This window comes from Methanolacinia paynteri, assembly GCF_000784355.1.
Lineage (GTDB): Archaea > Halobacteriota > Methanomicrobia > Methanomicrobiales > Methanomicrobiaceae > Methanolacinia > Methanolacinia paynteri.
Genome location: NZ_KN360929.1, coordinates 1 through 18,315, shown reverse-complemented (window position 1 = coordinate 18,315; position 18,315 = coordinate 1). Strand labels below are relative to the sequence as shown.

The 18,315-nt window shown below is 45.4% G+C and carries 17 protein-coding genes and 1 pseudogene; 9 read left to right on the top strand and 9 right to left on the bottom strand.

Annotated features, from left to right (window positions below; genetic code table 11):
- Window positions 1-66 precede the first annotated feature (66 nt).
- From METPAY_RS05540 to METPAY_RS05530, 3 genes are read right to left on the bottom strand one after another with little or no spacing between them, the layout of a single operon-like run.
- Window positions 67-273, bottom strand: a complete 207-nt coding sequence (locus tag METPAY_RS05540) for a hypothetical protein (RefSeq protein ID WP_048150082.1) — start codon at window positions 271-273, stop codon at window positions 67-69.
- A 38-nt stretch (window positions 274-311) separates the two neighbouring features.
- Complete coding sequence (locus tag METPAY_RS05535; RefSeq protein ID WP_048150081.1) at window positions 312-539, bottom strand: hypothetical protein; 228 nt, start codon at window positions 537-539, stop codon at window positions 312-314.
- 45 nt (window positions 540-584) lie between these two features.
- Entirely contained in the window at window positions 585-2,060 is a 1,476-nt protein-coding gene (locus METPAY_RS05530; protein ID WP_048150079.1) for an RNB domain-containing ribonuclease, read from the bottom strand.
- A 109-nt stretch (window positions 2,061-2,169) separates the two neighbouring features.
- Between METPAY_RS05530 and METPAY_RS05525 the strand changes: the two genes are divergently transcribed.
- The 5 genes from METPAY_RS05525 to tsaA all read left to right on the top strand — a co-directional run bounded on the left by METPAY_RS05525 (window position 2,170) and on the right by tsaA (window position 6,356).
- Complete coding sequence (locus METPAY_RS05525) at window positions 2,170-3,036, top strand: CPBP family intramembrane glutamic endopeptidase (protein ID WP_048150078.1); 867 nt, start codon at window positions 2,170-2,172, stop codon at window positions 3,034-3,036.
- A gap of 171 nt (window positions 3,037-3,207) precedes the next feature.
- Window positions 3,208-4,704, top strand: a complete 1,497-nt coding sequence (locus METPAY_RS05520; protein WP_048150076.1) for a DUF2193 domain-containing protein — start codon at window positions 3,208-3,210, stop codon at window positions 4,702-4,704.
- 20 nt (window positions 4,705-4,724) lie between these two features.
- The gene (locus METPAY_RS05515) at window positions 4,725-4,934 is read left to right on the top strand and encodes a DUF2180 family protein (RefSeq protein WP_048150074.1); all 210 of its coding nucleotides are present in this window, start codon (window positions 4,725-4,727) and stop codon (window positions 4,932-4,934) included.
- Window positions 4,935-4,939: 5 nt separating this feature from the next.
- Entirely contained in the window at window positions 4,940-5,704 is a 765-nt protein-coding gene (locus METPAY_RS05510) for an MIP/aquaporin family protein (protein ID WP_048150072.1), read from the top strand.
- A 73-nt stretch (window positions 5,705-5,777) separates the two neighbouring features.
- Window positions 5,778-6,356: a tRNA (N6-threonylcarbamoyladenosine(37)-N6)-methyltransferase TrmO gene (gene tsaA / locus METPAY_RS05505; protein WP_048150069.1), complete on the top strand. Its 579-nt coding sequence runs from the start codon at window positions 5,778-5,780 to the stop codon at window positions 6,354-6,356.
- A 460-nt stretch (window positions 6,357-6,816) separates the two neighbouring features.
- On the opposite strand, the gene METPAY_RS05500 is transcribed toward tsaA, so the two are convergent.
- The 5 genes from METPAY_RS05500 to METPAY_RS14850 all read right to left on the bottom strand — a co-directional run bounded on the left by METPAY_RS05500 (window position 6,817) and on the right by METPAY_RS14850 (window position 11,741).
- Window positions 6,817-7,818: an ABC transporter permease gene (locus METPAY_RS05500; RefSeq protein WP_048150068.1), complete on the bottom strand. Its 1,002-nt coding sequence runs from the start codon at window positions 7,816-7,818 to the stop codon at window positions 6,817-6,819.
- A gap of 12 nt (window positions 7,819-7,830) precedes the next feature.
- Window positions 7,831-8,844: an ABC transporter permease gene (locus METPAY_RS05495; RefSeq protein WP_048150067.1), complete on the bottom strand. Its 1,014-nt coding sequence runs from the start codon at window positions 8,842-8,844 to the stop codon at window positions 7,831-7,833.
- Between the two features lie 3 nt (window positions 8,845-8,847).
- Complete coding sequence (locus tag METPAY_RS05490; RefSeq protein WP_048150295.1) at window positions 8,848-9,771, bottom strand: ABC transporter ATP-binding protein; 924 nt, start codon at window positions 9,769-9,771, stop codon at window positions 8,848-8,850.
- A gap of 283 nt (window positions 9,772-10,054) precedes the next feature.
- Entirely contained in the window at window positions 10,055-11,221 is a 1,167-nt protein-coding gene (locus METPAY_RS05485; RefSeq protein ID WP_157199010.1) for a PepSY domain-containing protein, read from the bottom strand.
- Between the two features lie 112 nt (window positions 11,222-11,333).
- Window positions 11,334-11,741: a hypothetical protein gene (locus METPAY_RS14850; RefSeq protein ID WP_157199009.1), complete on the bottom strand. Its 408-nt coding sequence runs from the start codon at window positions 11,739-11,741 to the stop codon at window positions 11,334-11,336.
- Between the two features lie 1,040 nt (window positions 11,742-12,781).
- Here METPAY_RS14850 and METPAY_RS05480 point away from each other — a divergent pair.
- From METPAY_RS05480 to METPAY_RS05470, 3 genes are all read left to right on the top strand, one after another.
- Window positions 12,782-13,252 carry a hypothetical protein gene (locus METPAY_RS05480; RefSeq protein WP_048150063.1) on the top strand — a complete coding sequence of 157 codons (471 nt, stop codon included), beginning with the start codon at window positions 12,782-12,784 and terminating at the stop codon, window positions 13,250-13,252.
- Window positions 13,253-13,368: 116 nt separating this feature from the next.
- Entirely contained in the window at window positions 13,369-14,103 is a 735-nt protein-coding gene (locus METPAY_RS05475; RefSeq protein ID WP_169743640.1) for a winged helix-turn-helix transcriptional regulator, read from the top strand.
- 58 nt (window positions 14,104-14,161) lie between these two features.
- The gene (locus METPAY_RS05470; protein ID WP_048150059.1) at window positions 14,162-15,616 is read left to right on the top strand and encodes a COG1470 family protein; all 1,455 of its coding nucleotides are present in this window, start codon (window positions 14,162-14,164) and stop codon (window positions 15,614-15,616) included.
- Between the two features lie 424 nt (window positions 15,617-16,040).
- On the opposite strand, the gene METPAY_RS05465 is transcribed toward METPAY_RS05470, so the two are convergent.
- Complete coding sequence (locus tag METPAY_RS05465; protein ID WP_048150056.1) at window positions 16,041-17,165, bottom strand: hypothetical protein; 1,125 nt, start codon at window positions 17,163-17,165, stop codon at window positions 16,041-16,043.
- Between the two features lie 194 nt (window positions 17,166-17,359).
- Here METPAY_RS05465 and METPAY_RS05460 point away from each other — a divergent pair.
- Window positions 17,360-18,315 (top strand): annotated as a pseudogene (locus tag METPAY_RS05460) (S9 family peptidase); the annotation flags it as partial.

Genomic DNA, 18,315 nt, shown 5'->3' with positions numbered 1-18,315 from the left:
CGGCCGTCAGAATCCCACTCCCCGGGAATATACCCGCTGATGTCGACTTTGTTTTCAATTTAATTTTTATTCGACCGTTTTGACTATGCGTGGGCCGATAGGATCGAATGAGTAAAATAGCGGGTTGTCAAGCAGATCCAGGGCATTTATACGCATGTCGATGAGGTTTTCATAGGAGAAAAGCTCTGTGCCGGCGTTGCCGATTTCTTCATCGGTGGCGTATGTTACCTGTATCCCGTTGAAGCTCTTCCGTGCATCGATTATCTGTTCCATAGTTGGATCTTGCCTTTTACGGATTATAATATTATCCGTTACTCGCATTTATCATGGAGTTCGGGCATGCAGAAGTCGGTTCTCTTTACTTCCGACCCGTCGTCGGTCACACCGTAATATTCCGGGTGATTGAGCAGATCGCCGATGTTGATATTCATCTCAACGAGTTTTTCGTATAAAAACAGCTTCGATTCGGCATCGTCTCCGGAAAGCCAGATAACAAGAATTCCGTTATCGCCCTGGGTTGTCCTTAATATCGTTTTCATAGATCGAGATAAGGGGAGATGATATAACTAATTTTCTGAAATTCGTTATCTCCTGCCGCCGATATACTCGAAGTCTATATACCCTTTTTCCGGGCTGGTGGAGAGCAGGCGGACCTGCACCTTCTCGCCTACATACAGTTTCTCTCCGCCCTGAACCACCTTTCCTTCGACAGGAGGATCGAGGATACGCACATATGTCCCTTTCTGTGATGCACCGGTAACCATCGCATCGAAGATCCTGCCGACACTTGTCTGAAGAAGAACTCCTGCCGCAGCTTTAAGCATGAATCTCTCGGCCTTTTTTGCCATCTGGTCCCTCTCGGAGAGCCATTCGGAGAGATCGTCGAGCTCCCTGTATTTGTACGGGCTCTTTTTTCCGTCGAGAACGGACTTGACGAGCCTCTGTATGACGAGATCTACATAGCGCCTGTTCGGGGCGGTTCCGTGCGTGTAGTCCTTTACCGCAAGAGCAAAATGGCCGACCGGCTCTTTTCCCGGCCTGAAGGCGACGTATTCGCCAGCGCCCATGAGTTTGACGATCGTAAGCGAAAGATCCGGGAACCGTTCGGGATCGGATTCCCTCTGCCGGATGAGAAACTTCGACAGCGCCTTCCCGTCGGGTTCGCCCGGGAGTTTTTCGCCGAGCTCCATCGCTGTGAATACGATCCCGTCCCAGTGCTTGGGCGTTCTCACGATCCGGTGGATCATCGGGATTCCCGCCCTCTCCAGGAAAGCGGTTATGGTCTTGTTGGCCGCGACCATGAACTCCTCGATCAGGTTGCGGGCTGAGTTCTGTTTCTGCTCAACAATATCCGCAACCTGGTTTCCGTTCATAACAACCTCGGCCTCCGGTGTTTCCAATTCAAGAGAACCGCTCCTTCTCCGGAATTCCTTCAGCCGCTTTGCTGCCTCGTACTGGAGCTTCACCTGCTTTGCCAGGCCCGGTATCTCTGCAAAATTCCCCGGCGCCGGTCCGGTCCCTTCGAGCCAGTCGCCGACTTCTTCATAAATTAATTTGGCGCTGTTTGCCACAAGCGCCCTGTAGAGTTCCCCGTATCTCACCGAGCCGTCGGGGAGGACCGCGTATTCTATTACAATTGCCGAATGCCAGTCGTCGGGGAGAAGGGACGAGATCCCTTTCGAGAGCCTGTCGGGAAGCATCGGAAATGTCTTTACTCCCGTATAGACCGAAGTACCGTTGAATGCCGCGAACCTGTCGGTCTCCGAATTCTTGGGGACAAAAATGTCGACGTCAGCGATCGCGACTTTTACATTGATCTCGCCGTTTTCTCCTCTCTCGCAGTATTCTATCTGGTCGAGGTCCATCGAGTCGTAGTTGTCGATCGAGGACCACATCAGACGTCTCAGATCTTTTATTCCTAGGCTGTTGCTATTGTTTTCGCAGTCATCCTTTTTGATCGAATCGGTCTCCCTGATCACCGTTGCGGGATAGAAGGGATTGAACCCGTATCTCTCCATGGTTTCGTATGCAATTGCTTCAAGATTGACCCTGCGGCTCATTTTCCCGTCACTGCAAAGAGATTCGTTTCAGGGCTTAAATACTGACCGGACAAAACATGCCGCCACTCCTCCTGCAAAGGATATAACAGTAAAACGGCAATTATGGAATATGAAATGTATATCCGGGACCTTTTGTCCGGATCAAAAGGACAGTCCTGAGAAGGCGGCGAGAAAAAAGGTGGCATTCTTTCTGGTTCTTGCGTTTGCCTTGAGCGTCGTGGGCTGGATTTTTGTTACAAAATACACCTCTGCCGGAGACCGATTGGGTCTTGTTCTGGCTACCATATTCACCATGTGGTGCCCGGGTATTGCCGGGCTGATTACCCGTTATTATTTCCAGGGAAACCTGAAAGGATTCGGGTTCTGTATCGGGGAATACAGATGGCAGGTCATCGCGTTCGGGCTTCCCGTAGCAGTCGGCCTGCTGATCTTCGGGGCCGCTTGGGTGTCGGGCATTGCCGGATTCAATTCTTATATGGCATCGACGATCCTCAGTCTCGCGTATATCCCGGCCTTTGCTTATTCACTCTGTCTCAATATCTTTGCTGCCGCAGGAGAGGAGATCGGCTGGAGAGGGCTCCTGGTCCCCGAGATGGCAAAGTTCATGGGATTTACCGAACTTGCGCTTATCAGCGGTGCGATATGGACAGTCTGGCATTTTCCCCTGATACTCTTCTCGACTTACAACGGTGCAGGTCCGCTGTGGTATTCGGTTCTCGTATTCATTCCCTCCGTCATGGGTGCCGGCCTTATACTTGCATGGCTGAGGCTGAAGTCAGGGAGCGTGATTACGGCGATCCTCTTTCATGGTTTCTGGAACTATTTCATCCAGCAGTTCTATCCGATGCTTACCGTCTCAACTCCTGCATCGGATATGATGCTCGGTGAATTCGGGTGGGCATGCCCTGTTGCGTACGTGCTGCTGGCGGTTGTGTTCTGGCACTATCGTTCAGGTATTCCGGCCGGAATCAAATGAAAATCGATATATCTTATTAATTTTTCGTGGAAAAATAAAATTCGCCTTAATTTTTTGTTATATTTAATTTTAAGCGAAATATGTCCTGTAATATTTATGGAACTTCTCAGGTTGCAAAAGTATTATATCCTATCTTTCCCTTCCCTTCACTATAAACAGAGGTGAAAGCAGATGAAGTTGTATAAAAAAATTATCGATGAAGCAATGGGTGCGCAACGTGCGGATCTTTCTGTTCTCCAGAGGAAACGCGGGCAGAAGTTCGAAGTGAAGGACGGCAGACCGTATGTTGATGCCGTGAACAAGATGAAAGCCGGAGACGGCCAGTCGGAGGCTGTGATCGATCTTCACGTCCAGTCGGTGAACGCCCACTATGACACTCTTACGTCCCTTACGGACTATGTCCGGCCCGAGGACGACCCGTTCGTCGAGCATTACCAGACACCGGCCGTCCTGGAGATTCTCTACGATCTCGACGAGAGCTTCCGGAAGAGCGTGGATAAGTTCATCGAAGAGATCGCAAAATCCGAGGCGCTGATCGGGCTCGAATCGGCCAGGAGGTATGCAGGATTCTACGGCCCGACATGTGTCGTGGATTTCGCACTTATACCAGGGAGCACATCCAATGTCGTGAACCAGATCCTGAAAAAGACGGATATCCCGACCGATCACAAGGAGGCGATCCTTGCGGCGAAGTCGTGGGGAATGAATACGTCCTACGGTGTGGGAGACGTATTCGCTCACGATATCGAGAACGGCGGAACCCTTGCCGCAGCGGTTGACAAGGAGATCAACGAGCTCCAGTTCATCTACGACGAACCGATGGCCGCACAGGTCAAACTGATGGAGTCCGCCGGAATGAGCTCGTTCGACCCGGCGAAGTACATGGAGGAGTACAGGCGAAAGATGGAGCCTTACGTCAAAAAGGCGATCGACGACGAGGTTCATTATGCCAACATCGTGACTGTTCCGGCGTACTGTGTGGGAGATATCGCCCACCACATCGCGCAGTCGACCTTCAACATGTGCAAGGACGACATGGTGATGGGAATTATCGAGGCAGGCACCGACGTCATGGAGAATACTCTCCGCCAGAATATCGACAAGTTCAGCGGTTACGATCAGCTCCTCGCTCTTGCGACGGGATCTACCGCCGCTGCGGCCGAATACATCCTCGAACTCGACGGATTCAACGGCCCTGCGGTCGTGGAGTTCCTGACGAGAAGGTTCCACAACTATGTCCAGCTCTACCCGACGAGGGGTGCGGCCGCCGAGCTTCACAACTGCGATTTCATGGATATGATCTTCCGCGGCTGGCACATCATGGATCATGCCAGAAAAACGAAAGCCGGATCGGATGCACCGCTGACTCCGAAGGTGTCCGGTCTGCCGATCGACTTGTCGCCTGTCGACAATCATGACGTGATCCAGAACCCGCAGCGGTACGTATACCCCGCCTGTGCGATCACGGTCAGGTTCGCGGCGATGATGAGCCTCGCCGACTACCCGTGTCTCCTTACGTCCGAACCGGTTACGGCGACGATGATGACGAACCTCATCGCACTCGACAAGAAGACGGCGGCGGCCCCGGTTCGTGCATGCAAGAACTGTGCATCGGCATCTTGCGTCGACTTCAGGCACCAGTACTGCGAGTACAGGAACGCGGTTTGAGAAGGTGAGAGGGCTGTATTATGAAGTGCTATATCTGCGCCGAGCAGGGGAAGGATACCGAAGCGGTAGCGATATGTATCGTCTGCGGAATGGGACTCTGCATGGAGCATGCGATCCGCGAGGAGCAGGAGGTCTGGGAGGGAGGTTACCCCTTCCCCTCCAAGAAGGTATCTAAGACGCTCCCGAGAATCCTGTGCCCCTACTGCTCTGAAGCGATAAAGGGCAGGTGATCCGGATGGTGTCGCTTTTGAAGCGTTCGGTCGCCGAACTGATCGGGACCTTGCTCCTGGTCTATTTCGGTGCGGGTGCGGCGGCGATGACCCTGATGCTGGTTGAAGGAGAGAAGACTCCCAATGTCTTCAATATCGGCATCGGCCTGCTCGGCGGTCTCGGCGACTGGCTCGCCATAGGACTCGCATTCGGCATCACCGTGATGGCTGTTATCTATATGTTCGGCAGGGTATCCGGCGCACATATCAATCCGGCGGTCTCGATCGCTCTCTGGGCGAAGGGCCTCTTTCCTGTAAAGGATATGGTCGCATATGTCGTCGCACAGCTCATAGGGGCGCTTGCGGGGAGTATCCTGTTCGCACTGTCTGTCGGTCCCGAAGCGATTACTGTCGGCGGCCTGGGTGCAACCGCCCCTTTCACCGGCATAACCGTCTGGGAGGCCCTCCTTGCGGAGATCATCGGAACTTTCCTTCTCATGACCATTATCATGGGTGCGGCTGTGGATGAAAATGCACCGCCTGGATTCGCCGGTCTTGCAATCGGGCTTACGGTCGCAGGGATCATCACGACGATCGGCAATATTTCAGGTGCGTCGATCAATCCCGCACGTTCGTTCGGGCCGATGATTGCGGACCTGATCTTTGGCGGCCCTGATGTCGTCGGGGTGTACTGGATCTATGTCGCAGGACCGATCATTGGAGCAGTCATCGCGGTGTTCCTGTATTCCTGGATTGTAAAGGAAGACGAACCGGCAGGGAAAGCTGCATGATCGTTCCCCCCGGAACGGATCAAAACCCTTTTTTTATCGTATCTTAAATCCCTGTAACACGGATTTGAAAATTATGAATACCAATATAGAGAATGACATGCCGGGAGATCTCCCGGAGTACAGGGAATTTGTTATCCGGCCGGTTGGAATTGTCAGGAACAATGTGGAAAAACCTTTCCTCGTTGCCGATAAGAACGGCCTCGAGATGCAGGGTGGAAATGATGAGAATGTCTCGCAGATCCGGAGCAGGCGGGACGAGATCTCAGAGATAATCGTCGATGAAAAGTACGAAGAACTTCTTGACGGCGTCGAGGATTATTCACATCTCGTCGTTTTATTCTGGGGTCATGAGGTGACGAATGAGGGCCGGAATCTTAAGAAGATACACCCGATGGGAAGAAAGGACTACCCTGAGAAAGGAATATTCTGCACGTGCAGTCCGGCAAGGCCGAATCCTGTCTTAATGACCATAGTGAAGCTCCACGCCCGGAAGGGAAATATCCTTGAAGTCTCGGGTCTCGATGCGATCGATAAGAGCCCGGTGATCGATATAAAGCCTTTCGTGCAGGATTCACTCCCGAAGGACGGCGTGAAGACCGCCTGGTGGATGGAAGAACTTCACAAAGAGATCGATGAAAAGAGAAAGAATTGAATTTTTTTGATATTTTTTTATTTTTTCCTGTACTGTCCTGAACTGGTAATGATCGGAATTATTATACGTTATAAAGCCGAGAATGTCTTTAAGCCTTGTTCAGTTTTGAGCAGGTTTATCCGGATGATTTTGCAGGCTGCACGGATCCGACTTAGGATTTCTCATGAAATAGGGCCTGGAACGACTGTTTCAGAATCATGCAACGCCTGCAGGATTGTGAACAGAACGAGGGTAATCCCTTTCGGATTCTCCTTTTCTGGGAATGATTACTGTTTTGCTTTTGGGATTTAATTTGTTTAATCCTGTTTGATTGTTTGGTTAAGATTTTCTTTTTTTGTATTCCTTCGAGTCAATAGATTACATGATGCGACTGTGAAAGAAGAAGGACAATTTAATGAGAACTAAACCTGTGATCATCAATAAAAAAGAAAGGATTGTGTTTTTATTTTTCATATGAGGATCACCGTAGATCCATCCTCATGAACTTGACATAGGCTATCCCGAAAAAGACTACGGGATAAGCAATCAGGAAGAGGACATAACCCCACATTGGGGCAAGAACTTCTCCTATGGGAGGCAGTGTTCTGTCATTCCTCTGCTCATCATCCAGGTTATCTGCATTTGTTACTTTGCTGTTCTGAGGCTTTAGGAAGACATAAGATAGCTTAGCATAATTTGCATTTATTGTGAGATATGTTGAAAATTGCAGAATTGCTTCTTTCTTTTTATAGTACTCTGTGGATACTTCATGCAATGTTCCATAGTCTACATTTTCCAAATTATTGTATTCGATAGTAGGATCAGATCCGATAATTGTATTCGCTGTAAAGGTTCCTACTGTGGAGATCACGCTTGTAATCAATAATAGGGTCAATAAAGAAAAAATAAGGGATATTCCGCTTTTTTTTGCAACAGTAGACATCATTAAGGACATGGTAAAGATACCTGATAAGAACAGGATAGTGAAGATCCAAAAAACAAAAAGATAACCCAATTCTGAGATACTAGGAACTATCGAATGCATTAGGAGAATTGCAAGTGCAAGGATGAAAACAATAGTTGTTGCGATCGCTATTACAATTATTCCGCCAAGGGCTTTCCCGTTGATTATTTCATCCCGATAAACAGGAACTGATAAAATAGCCTTTAGAGATCCTGATTCTTTTTCTTTTGTAATTAAATCAAAACCCAAAGCAATTGCAATGATTGATCCAAATATTGAGCTTCCTCCAAGTGCTCCCCGGATACCTTCGAAAATATTGATAGAATATGGAAGGTAAAATAGAGGATAATTTGGATTGCTAGCATATTTGCCAATTTCTTCCAGGTAACAGCCTGTTTCCCTAAGCAAATATATGCCACAAATTGTCAGGAACAGGAACAAAAGGGCAAGAAACCGTGAACTTGTTATATGATCCCGGACTTCTTTTGCAGCAATGGTTTTTATTCTATGTAAATCCATAATCCATCCTCCTCATCTTAAATCAGACCTCATGAACCTCAGGTAAGCAATTCCAAAAAAAAGAACGGGCCAGGTAATAAAAACAATGACTTTTATCCATTTGTCTTTTATTATGGTCCAGAATGTGGGTTCTCCTACGCTTTTTGCGCTATCCGGGTTGGAAAAAAATTCACCAAGGCCAACTTTTTCTATAATATATGAAGATGGTGAAGTTATGGGGATGGTTATTTCCTCATACACACTTCTTATTGAAAAGAAATTACAGAAATCTTGAACTGTTTCACTTACTTTATTGTAATCTGCCTGCATTTCCTGGTATGAAGTATATTCAGCATAGGAAACCAGATTTGAGGTTGGTTCCTCGGGAGGAGATCCAAACAGAATATAGGTACCTAATGCTCCTCCACCTACGGGGATAACAAGAAGCGTAATAAAAATAATTACCAGCGCCAAGATTAAAGATCCACTGCTTGTGTTTGCAATCACCGAGGTCATTAATGATAAAGAAAAGGAAGTAATTATAAGTAAAAGGGTCAAAAACCATATTATCCCTATACCGAATATCTCATTAATGTTTGGAACAATTCCCAAAATAAGCATTACTGCAAAAACAATTGCAAATCCTGCTAAAGTGATTAGAGTAAGAGCAACAATGCCTCCAATTGCTTTGCCGTTTATCAGTTCATCGCGATATAACGGCTGTGATAGAATTGTTTTCAGGGATCTGTCCTCGCGTTCGCCTGAGACCAGGTCGAAACCAAACGCTAAACCTATGACTATTCCAAGACCATCAACACCTATGGCATTTACAATTCCTAAAAATACCCTTACAGCAGTCGGTTGATATATTTCGGTTGAATCGCCGTTTGCATATTTTTCTAATGCTTCATTGTAAGATGCAACTCCGTTTGCAGTCTCTACAGCAAGAATTAGACAGAATATGATGAGTATTAGGATTAATTTTTTACTGGTTATATGATCCGAGAACTCCTTTTGGGAAATTATCGCTAGTCTTGTGAGATCCAATATCTATTCCCTCCTGTAAACCTTCAGAAATAAGTCTTCAAGCACCGGCCGGTCAAGATACATCTCTGTTATTCCTGAGCAGTGATCTTTTAATTTTTCTGCGAGGACAGGCCGGATATCACTTTCAACCGAGATCTCGATACGGTCATTCGTCTTTTCGATCTCAAGAATGTCGGGATTTTTGATCGACTCGATCTCTGCATAAAGATCCGGGTTTATGGATTTGATAACGATCTTCTGCCTTGTGCCGCTCTGCCTGATGAGTTCGTCTTCGACTTCTTCGACGGACCCTTTTGCAACGAGTTTTCCCTGCGAGATTATTCCGAGTGTCGTGCAGACTGCCCGGACTTCGGAGAGGATATGTGAGCAGATAAGGACTGTCTTTCCTTCTTTTTCCAGCTCTTTTATTATCTCCCTGTACCTGAGTACTCCTTCCGGGTCTAGGTTTGCAGTCGGTTCGTCGAGGATCACGACCTTCGGGTCGTTCAAAAGAGCAAGGGCGAGCCCGAGTCTCTGGTTCATTCCCCTTGAATATTCGCCTACTTTCTGGGTTACCCCGTTGAGCCTGACGCTTTTTAAGAGTCTCTCGATCCGATCTTCCCTCTCGCTTTTTTCAATAGGGTAGAATTTTCCGAGGTAGTCGAGATTTTCGTACCCGGTGAGATTCCTGTAGAACCCGACATCTTCAGGGAGGTAACCGAGGATCTCCTTTCCCTTGAGCGGATTTAACGCAACGTTTACTCCTTCTATCGTGCATGTACCGGAGGTGGGCTCGATCATTCCCGTGAGCATCAGGATGGTCGTACTCTTTCCCGCCCCGTTCGGGCCGAGAAAACCGAAGACTTCCCCGTCTCCGACTTCGAGGTTGAGGTTGTCGACCGCGTTTTTTCCGTTGTATTCCTTGGTGAGGTTTTCAGTTTTTATCATATTTACCCCCATTTAAGATTAAATCTGATTTAATTGAGTTTTTAACAAATTTACTGTTAGTCTGTTCTACTTTCTTAATAGGATTTATGTGGCGGATGTTGTTTTTTTATTTTTGCTAGAGTTCATGTTTCTTTGGTTACTCCCTGATAAATGAACGCGATTCTTAGACAGTCTACATATGAATGAATAAATTGGAATCCCTTAAACATCTTATTGAACGATCGTCTACGCTTTTTATAATGTAGAACTAAATGGGGTTGAAATAGATCTCTAATCTTAAAAATTATATGTTGGCAGGAATGCAAATATCTCTATATTTGAGATACACAATCTCTCCCGTATGTGCATCGACACAGACCTGGCGGACAGTTTCAGATGGATTATTTCTCATATCCCCGGTATTAAAATAGAACCGCCATACGAGTTTGAGGGGCTCACGTACATAACCGTCACTGATATTCATATAATACGCTGAATCCAGCCAGTTAAGCGAGCAATAGTAACCCGACGGTAAGACCGCACCTTCGTAATTTTCGTGATATTCTATCTTAAGATCTTTCCCCGGGTTATTTTCATTCATTTTCGCTTCAAAAATTTCCTTCGCTTCGTCCAGTGTTATATCAGGTTCAGGAGACAAAGTGGTGATTTTCGTATGGAATTCAGGGTCCCTGAAGAAGTTTACATAGTTATCAACTGCATCGATTGTCAAATCATATTCGACTATAGCCCTGTCACCCATGTATTTAACCCCGTTATGGGAATTGTGTATAATTAAACTGATAGTCGTGAATGCATCGTTTTTATATGCAATTTTATTATCCATTACATAAACGGAATAATTATCCTTGTTTTCATTATATTGTTCCTCTCCTATTGCATTTATAAAGAAATCCATTGCATGTTCTTTAGCTACCTCATATGATATGATCTCTTCGGGAGTTCCTGAATAACCGGTAAGTCCTTTATAATCCAATATTTGCCCTGTTTCCGGATCAACTGATATCTCTACGATATGTTCTGTAAACCATTTATCTTTTGCAAGTCTTTCTTTTGTTTTGGATTCATCGACAACATTTTCAAATTTTATTACAGGAGCATAGTACCCGCCATAATTACCTGCATCCCATTTATAATCGTTTAATGATGATTCCTTGATTTCTGGAAAAACTCTCAATATTTCTTTTTTAGCATTTTCAACCAGCATTTGTTTCGTTTCGTCATCATAAGAGACCGGAGGAGCAGGAGGATCTATAGGTCCGGGCAGTTTTACTTTAAGAGTGCTGTTTTCATATAAACTTGCAGGAATAGTCGTTTGTTCAGCGGTTGGCACTGTAGTGATGGGATTTTCTATACCAGGATCATATGAACTGTTTGCACACCCTCCTGAAAGAATAGTAATTATAAAAACTACTATTAATAAGAGAGAATAATGCTCGATTTTTAAAACCATTTTTTACACCTTGAAGAATTTTTTTACTAATAATCCTTTATGGATTTTTGTGAAGTCTAATTGGTCAAAATATTTCTAATAAAAAATAAGTAATAATCTTTGATTATTACTTTCAAGAAAGTATAGCGATCGCTGTGCCTGATTCTCCTCTCGCACTAAATCTGGCAGTTAGTGTGGGGCGGTATGGAGTTGTAGTTGGATTGGAATCAGAATAAAAATGGTATCCGCTACTCAATTCGAAGGCATTAGATGTACTATATGACTTAGGAGATTGGTATACATCTACTCCTGTAAGTTGAACCGTGAGTGACATAGCTCCATAATTATCATTCTTCTCTACTACAGTACCAATATACTCTAATTCATTGGGACTGCTTATCCAATTATTTACAGCTGTAACTCTGTAATTATTTGTAGAAGTTGAGCTAGTAACTGCACTCGCAGATCCTACAAGGACCATTCCGCCAACAAGCATCATCACAAGGAGGATGCCAAGTTTTCTGAAATTGAATGTTTTCATTTCTTTTTCACCTTTGTTTCAGTTTTTTGGGAAAGGGAAATCATATGTGATTTCCCGTCATGCGTGCGCGCAGGGACGATCGCTGCCTTTTTTACGGAGTCAATAATTTGTCACTTGCCTACCGGAGCGAAACATCCGTTCATACACGCATTTTATTTTGAAGGGGCTCCTGTCTGGTCAATCCGGATGATTGATACAATTTGCATGGGTTCATTTCGGAGAACCCGGATGCCTGGAATCGCCATTGGATTTTTCATGAAACAGTGCCTGGAACGACTGTTTCAGTAGCGGTTTCCTGCAGGGTTGTGTAAGTCCCTTCGCAGGGGCCTGTCAAGGCGGGGCAGGGTGCTCCCGGACAACAGGTGGCCTGTGTCCGGCAGTGGATTATCCCTGTCCCCAGTGAAGGATTATTGTGCCCCCCACTGCCCACGAAGAAAAATTTAGTTCGATATATTAAACGTCTTGTTGAACAATCGTCTACATGTTTGTGAGAAATCTCGTTTATTAATATGAAAAAAACGTGGATTTATCTCCGGTGTAGTCTCACGCAGAACATACGATAGAAAATGCCTGAAAAGAAGTAGTTGGTCGCGGGGCAGCAAAGAGAGACATCTTCCGTTTGAGTATTCTTTAATATAGACTTAAAAAAAAGTATGGACCCTATTGGGTGCGATCCTATCCTTGAGAATGTAACTGGCATGCAGTCTTTGGTTTTGTGGTCTGGAATCTGGTTCTGGTTTCAAGTGAATTTTAGATGGTACAATGGGGATTGGAAGGCATGGCAGAATGTTTAATGTTCAGGTGAGTTTGCTGAGTGTAAATGTCCTGCCTCCTGTTAAGGATTGGTCGTGCTCCCAAAAGGCCCCGGATAAAATTAAGGCTGATATGTTAAAGGTCTTGTTGAACGATCCTCTACATGTCTGAAAAATAATTTACCGCATTTGAATAACAGACAGTTGAAGATATATTTCATGTCCAGGGATGTGTAGACTATAGTGGCGTAAGAGATTTTTATAGTCGATCATTAATTCATAATTCGTATGAAAAAAATTAACAGATTATTATTAATTGCAATAGTCGGTACTTTGATGATAACCTGGACGGCTTCTGCCCAGATCATTGAGGAAAAAAACGGTTATATCGTGAGATCTGGTTATGATGTTGAGGAAGAAACAGGAGTTCTTTCGATGAATGCTCTGGCGAGTTCTCTTTATTCTATAACCCAAGGCGAAATTAATTATCACAGCAACTATGTGAGTTCCGGCAAAACTTTGATAACCTACGATGTCGACTGGGGCGATTCGGATAATGATCTTGGCCTTCAGGTTGTAACACCGGATGGAACATATTTAGGGTATTATCATGATTCGATTGATGGCTCTACGGATGGAAGAATATATCTGGAGATCTCCAACTCCGGTGACCTTTCAAGTGGATCTTGGAAAGGCAGGGTACGTGGATATTCGGTATCTGGAACAGAATATTATGACTGGGAGGTAATAGCAGCATAAACTTTTATATGAATGATTTAGATTTTTATTAAGGGTGGGCAAGAATGGTTTCTCTCTCAAAAAAAAATGTAAATTTAATATTCGTTTTAACAGTTATTTTCGGCATATTCATAGCAATGCCAGCGGCTGCATGGAATGACGATATCATTGAAACAAAAAAAGGGTATGTTGTGACATCCGGTTATGATCACAATATTTCCGAGGGAGAAGTGCTTGAAACTCAAAAAATTGATTTCTGGGAAAATTCTCCGCAGATGATTATTTTCTGTTTAATCTACGATAATATTCCTATATTTGGGGAAGTTTTTGTAATCCTGCTGTTTTCCGCATTTACTGGATTAGCCTACTTTTTCGGAATAAAACTTGTCAACAGGAAAAATGTTCTTGAAAACAAAAACCGCAACTTGATCTATAGAATAGTTGAAGAAAAACCAGGAATCAGCTTTACCGAAATCGTAAGAGAACTTGGAATAACGAAGACTATGGCCAAGTACCATCTCGACAGGCTTTTGTATTATGGATTAATTACCCCGCATTCCAATAACGGCAGATCCGGGTATTTCAGGAACAATGACACTTATTCGGATAACGAAAAGATGTTGTATCTTATAAAGAAAAATCCGCATGACAGTAAGATCATCGAACTTGTCAGGAACAGTCCTGGTATTACAAGGAAAGAGATTGCAGGCGAAATTAGCCTCTCCGGCCCGTCGATTACATGGCACCTGGAAAGGCTCGAAAACTCCGGTTTGATCGAAGTCGTAAGAGCCGGGAGAACCACCCGGTATTATATTAATGCCGGTTATGAGATTCTCCTTCAAAATGAAGCCAAAACCGGTTTGCATGTATGATTAATTCTATGTTTAAAATTTGTGATTTAGCGAAAAAGATTAATGGGGGGAATTTATTATGAAAAAAAGATATTACCCGAAAAGGGCGTATGCACTGATTTTTATAACCCTTCTGTTCGTGACTGTCATAATCAGTCCAGTTATGGCCGACGATTCGGACGGCCAGAAGATCAAATTGTCCTGTAAATATCCCGGAAGAATTATTGAGGCCGGTGAGACAGTAACCTTCGATCTCACGATCCAGAATATCGGAGCCCCTGAGTACTCGTATAATCTTTATGCAGAGACATTTGTGGGTGAAAGTGACTGGGAATTCAATTTTTATGCAGGTGACAAAGAAATCGACCGGCTTTCGATCCCCGAAGGAGAGTCTGATACTATTCAGTTAGTTGTTAAAACCACCGGCGATACTCCGATAGATACCTATCCTGTCAGGGTGAGGGTCTATGACGGAAAGATCTGGCTCTATATTACAGTCGATAAAACTCATGAAGGTGAAAACGGTGTCTTAAAGATGCAGGTCGTAGACGAGCAGGGCGAATGCATAAAGGGTGCACAGGTCTCCGCCTTTGAAGGAAAAGACACAGATGCAACCGGAGTGGTTTCGTCGATGTCGGACGGCCAGATCAGAACCGAGCTGCCGCAGGGGACATACAGGCTTGTTGTTGAGAAGGACGGGTACCTGCAGCGGGAGATAGACGATGTTGTCATTCAGAGCGGCTATACCGAAGATCTCGGCACGATACTGCTCGAGAGAAAGAATTATGGCCTCGATATTGATGTCAAGGCGCCTGTAATCACTTCGTCGATTGGAGATAATCCGGTTTATGAAATGACACTCATGAACGTCGGAAAAAGCGACGATGTATTCTCTCTATCTTCAAAAGACATGCCTGAAGGATGGTACGCCACATACAGGGAGAGCACAGACTCAAATAGCGAAGTATCCGAGGTTTTCATAAATGCGGGAGAGGAAAAAGATCTCTATCTTGAAGCCATAATGCCGTATTCGGTTACGAAAGGCGAATATCTGTTCGAATCCGTTATCAGCTCATCCGACGGAATGGAGTATGAGACCGATCTTAAAGCGACTATAAGAGGAAGTGCGGATCTTCAGGTATTCTCTGAAAAATATCTATATGAGCTCTCAAAAGGGGATCAGTTGGATATTCCGGTTAAGATCACAAACAACGGAAACGGGATCGCCCTGACAAATGTAAGGATCAATGCAACTGTCCCTGACGGATGGAGGGTTACCGCGACGCCGGCCACAATTTCAAGTATCGAACCCGATGAAAGTTCAACTGTCGTATTAAATGTAGTGCCTCCTTCGGATATTGCGGCATCAGAGTATAAACTGACAGTTAATGTGGTATCCGACCAGGAAGAGGTTTCCGATAGCATAAGACTGGCAGTAAAGGAGAATTCCCTTGTCGGACTATTAGGAATAATTATGATCCTTTTGGTCGGAGCTGGAGTATACTATATGTATAGAAAATATGAACGACGCTAAGGCTCCGGATCCCTGACTCAAACTCTCTTTTTTGTTTCGCTGAAATTTCATTCAACAATGACCGTCAGGTTGAACTTTTTCACGTTGGCTCCCACTTCGCAGGGATCGAACGCCAAAATCCCATCGAACGCCAAAATCCCATCGAATGAATAAATCCCTTCTTCTTCCGTGAGATGTCTTCACCTGTGCCGGTGCGACAGATATTTCTTTCTGTCACATATTCGTGCATCCCGCATTCACCGGGGTAGCTACAGCAATAATTAAAATGATGATTGTCTCTTTCGTCTGTTCTTACCAAACATTACGGGAACCGACATCAACACGAGAGCCGTAAAAGGGACGAGGAGAGCCCCCGGACCAGATCCGGGCGTTCCAAAATTCTATTCTTTTAACTGCTCGCGGCGAAAAAAAAGTATAATTCGTATCACTGCGGATTGCTGCTTCCCATATACCCGTAGGTTTTGACAAAGATATCCCCATCGTATACGAGTCTGGTTACTTCTCCCGTATGTGCATCTATCCGAAAACTGCCGCTGGTGGGATCAACTCTCTCCTCTTCATACTCTTTTCTGCTTTCGGTACTGGTCATGCCGATATCCCATACAAGAGGCAACGGTTTCGGATCGTCGGCATAGACGAGATTGTCGTTATCCCACCATGACAGGTAACTGTCGCAATTTGAAAGAGTGATATATTCCAGCCCTTCTTCTTCCAGATTATATTTTTTTGACAGCGTCTCTTCAAGAACCTGTATGGCCTCTTCGTATGTGATATCGGGCTCGGGCGAAAGGATCGTAAGGCCCGAGAGGAGTTCGGGATCAGTGAGATCGTCGAAGTATCTCTCTACTTTGTCCTTTCGCATGTCATAATCCACGGAAACACTATTTTCCTGGTAAACAACACCGTTATAGGTCTTGTAATATACGACATATGCCATTGGCAGCTCTCCTTCTGAATATGCATTTTTAAAGTAGGATATCGCATCCGGATCGTCGACGATCGAGTCCCCTCCCTGTGCCTTTCTTATGAACTCTATCGCCTTTTGCTTTGCTTCATTGTAGGGTATTACAGGCTGGCCGTTATATGCGGTATTCGGTGAATAGTATGTTATCTTCATCCGGGTGGGATCGACTCTTATCTTGTAGTTCCTGCTTTCGCCGGATGCGTACGTGACATCCTCAAACTCTATGTAGGGAGAGCCGATCTGCTTTGTCCCGGCATCGTTGTATCTTTCACTCTCTACCCAGTTCCCACTAAGCGATGACCTGTCGATATCCGGGAAGACCTGCATGATCTCATCCTTTGCCTTTTCGATAATCTCCGATTTCGTCCGGTCGTCATAGTCCGGATAGAAGTCCTTCCACGAAACGGATACTTTCGGGATCTGCGACTGAATAGTTTCTGTTGATTTTCCTGGTGCCTGATCAGCTCCCTGAACCTGTCCGTCTCCCTTTTGATCTATGCCTGCCGTGCACCCTGCTGCCATAATTGCACAGATTAAACCGAGTGCTGCCGTTAATGCCAAAAAATTCTCTTTTCTTTTTACCATCAGACCACCTTTGGCCGGGCTGTATCCTGCAATTCAGGATACAGGATTACAGAGAAATTTTTGCATATGCTTTTAAGGGATTTCTGTGGCATATTTCGATCCTTGGTAATGTAGGGACTCATAAATCGGGCACTGAATCCTTCAATCGGGGAAAAAAAGAAAAGGTATTTGATTATGATGACAGAATTGGTATCATGGGAAAATGTCTTGGTTTTTCTCTTTTAGTGTTAATTATTGCATTAACTGTGGTTCTGCCCGCATCTGGAGAAGATACCGGCACGATTACAATTGATCAGCTGCTCCATATGGATATTCCCGGTCCGATATCGCTTTCACCGGACGGGAATTATCTTGTCTACCTGAAATCGGACGGAGCCGAGCTTGCACCGGAATTCACGAACAATACGCTTATGCTGATCGATCTCGGTACTGGAGTGGAACGCTCAATCTCAGGTGATTCGGAAACCGTTCTCTCGTTTGCTCTATCACCCGGCGGAACAAAGGCAGCATATGCTGCCTCCCAAAAAGAAAGCGGGAATACGATCCTTAAGGTGGTCTCGTTCGATGACATGGATGTTACTGAGCCGCAGAACGTTCCCGAAGCTTTGCTCTCCGGTTTCCAGTGGTTAAACAACGACGAACTGGCCTACCTGGATGCTGAGTCAACAAATGAGACGATTACCGCAGGATACGAAGACGACACGATCGTCTTTGACGAGATGCCGGAGCCTGTGATTCTCAAAAAGTATTCACTACTGACAGGTGAATCCGAATCTATTTCCGATAACGACGATGTAATCACCATCTGGTCACCGTCGCCGGACGGCAGGTACATACTGTACAAGGCCTCGGAAAACCCGGAGGAATGGACGTCCGGCGCCCTTTTCAGGTACGTACTTCTGGATACGTCGACCGGGGAGGAAACGGGACTCTTCAACCTGACCGAAGGCTACGAAGATACAAATGCCATCGCATGGGAGCCTGACGGATCCGTAGTATATATCGAGCGTATGAACAACGGGGGAATGACATACCCGATAAGGTACACGACGGATGTTCTTGCCTACTACCCTGAGTCCGGGGAGATTGAGGAGGTCCCGCTCGACTGGGAGAACGGCATCCATATCGATCTCTTCAACGAGGATGTGGA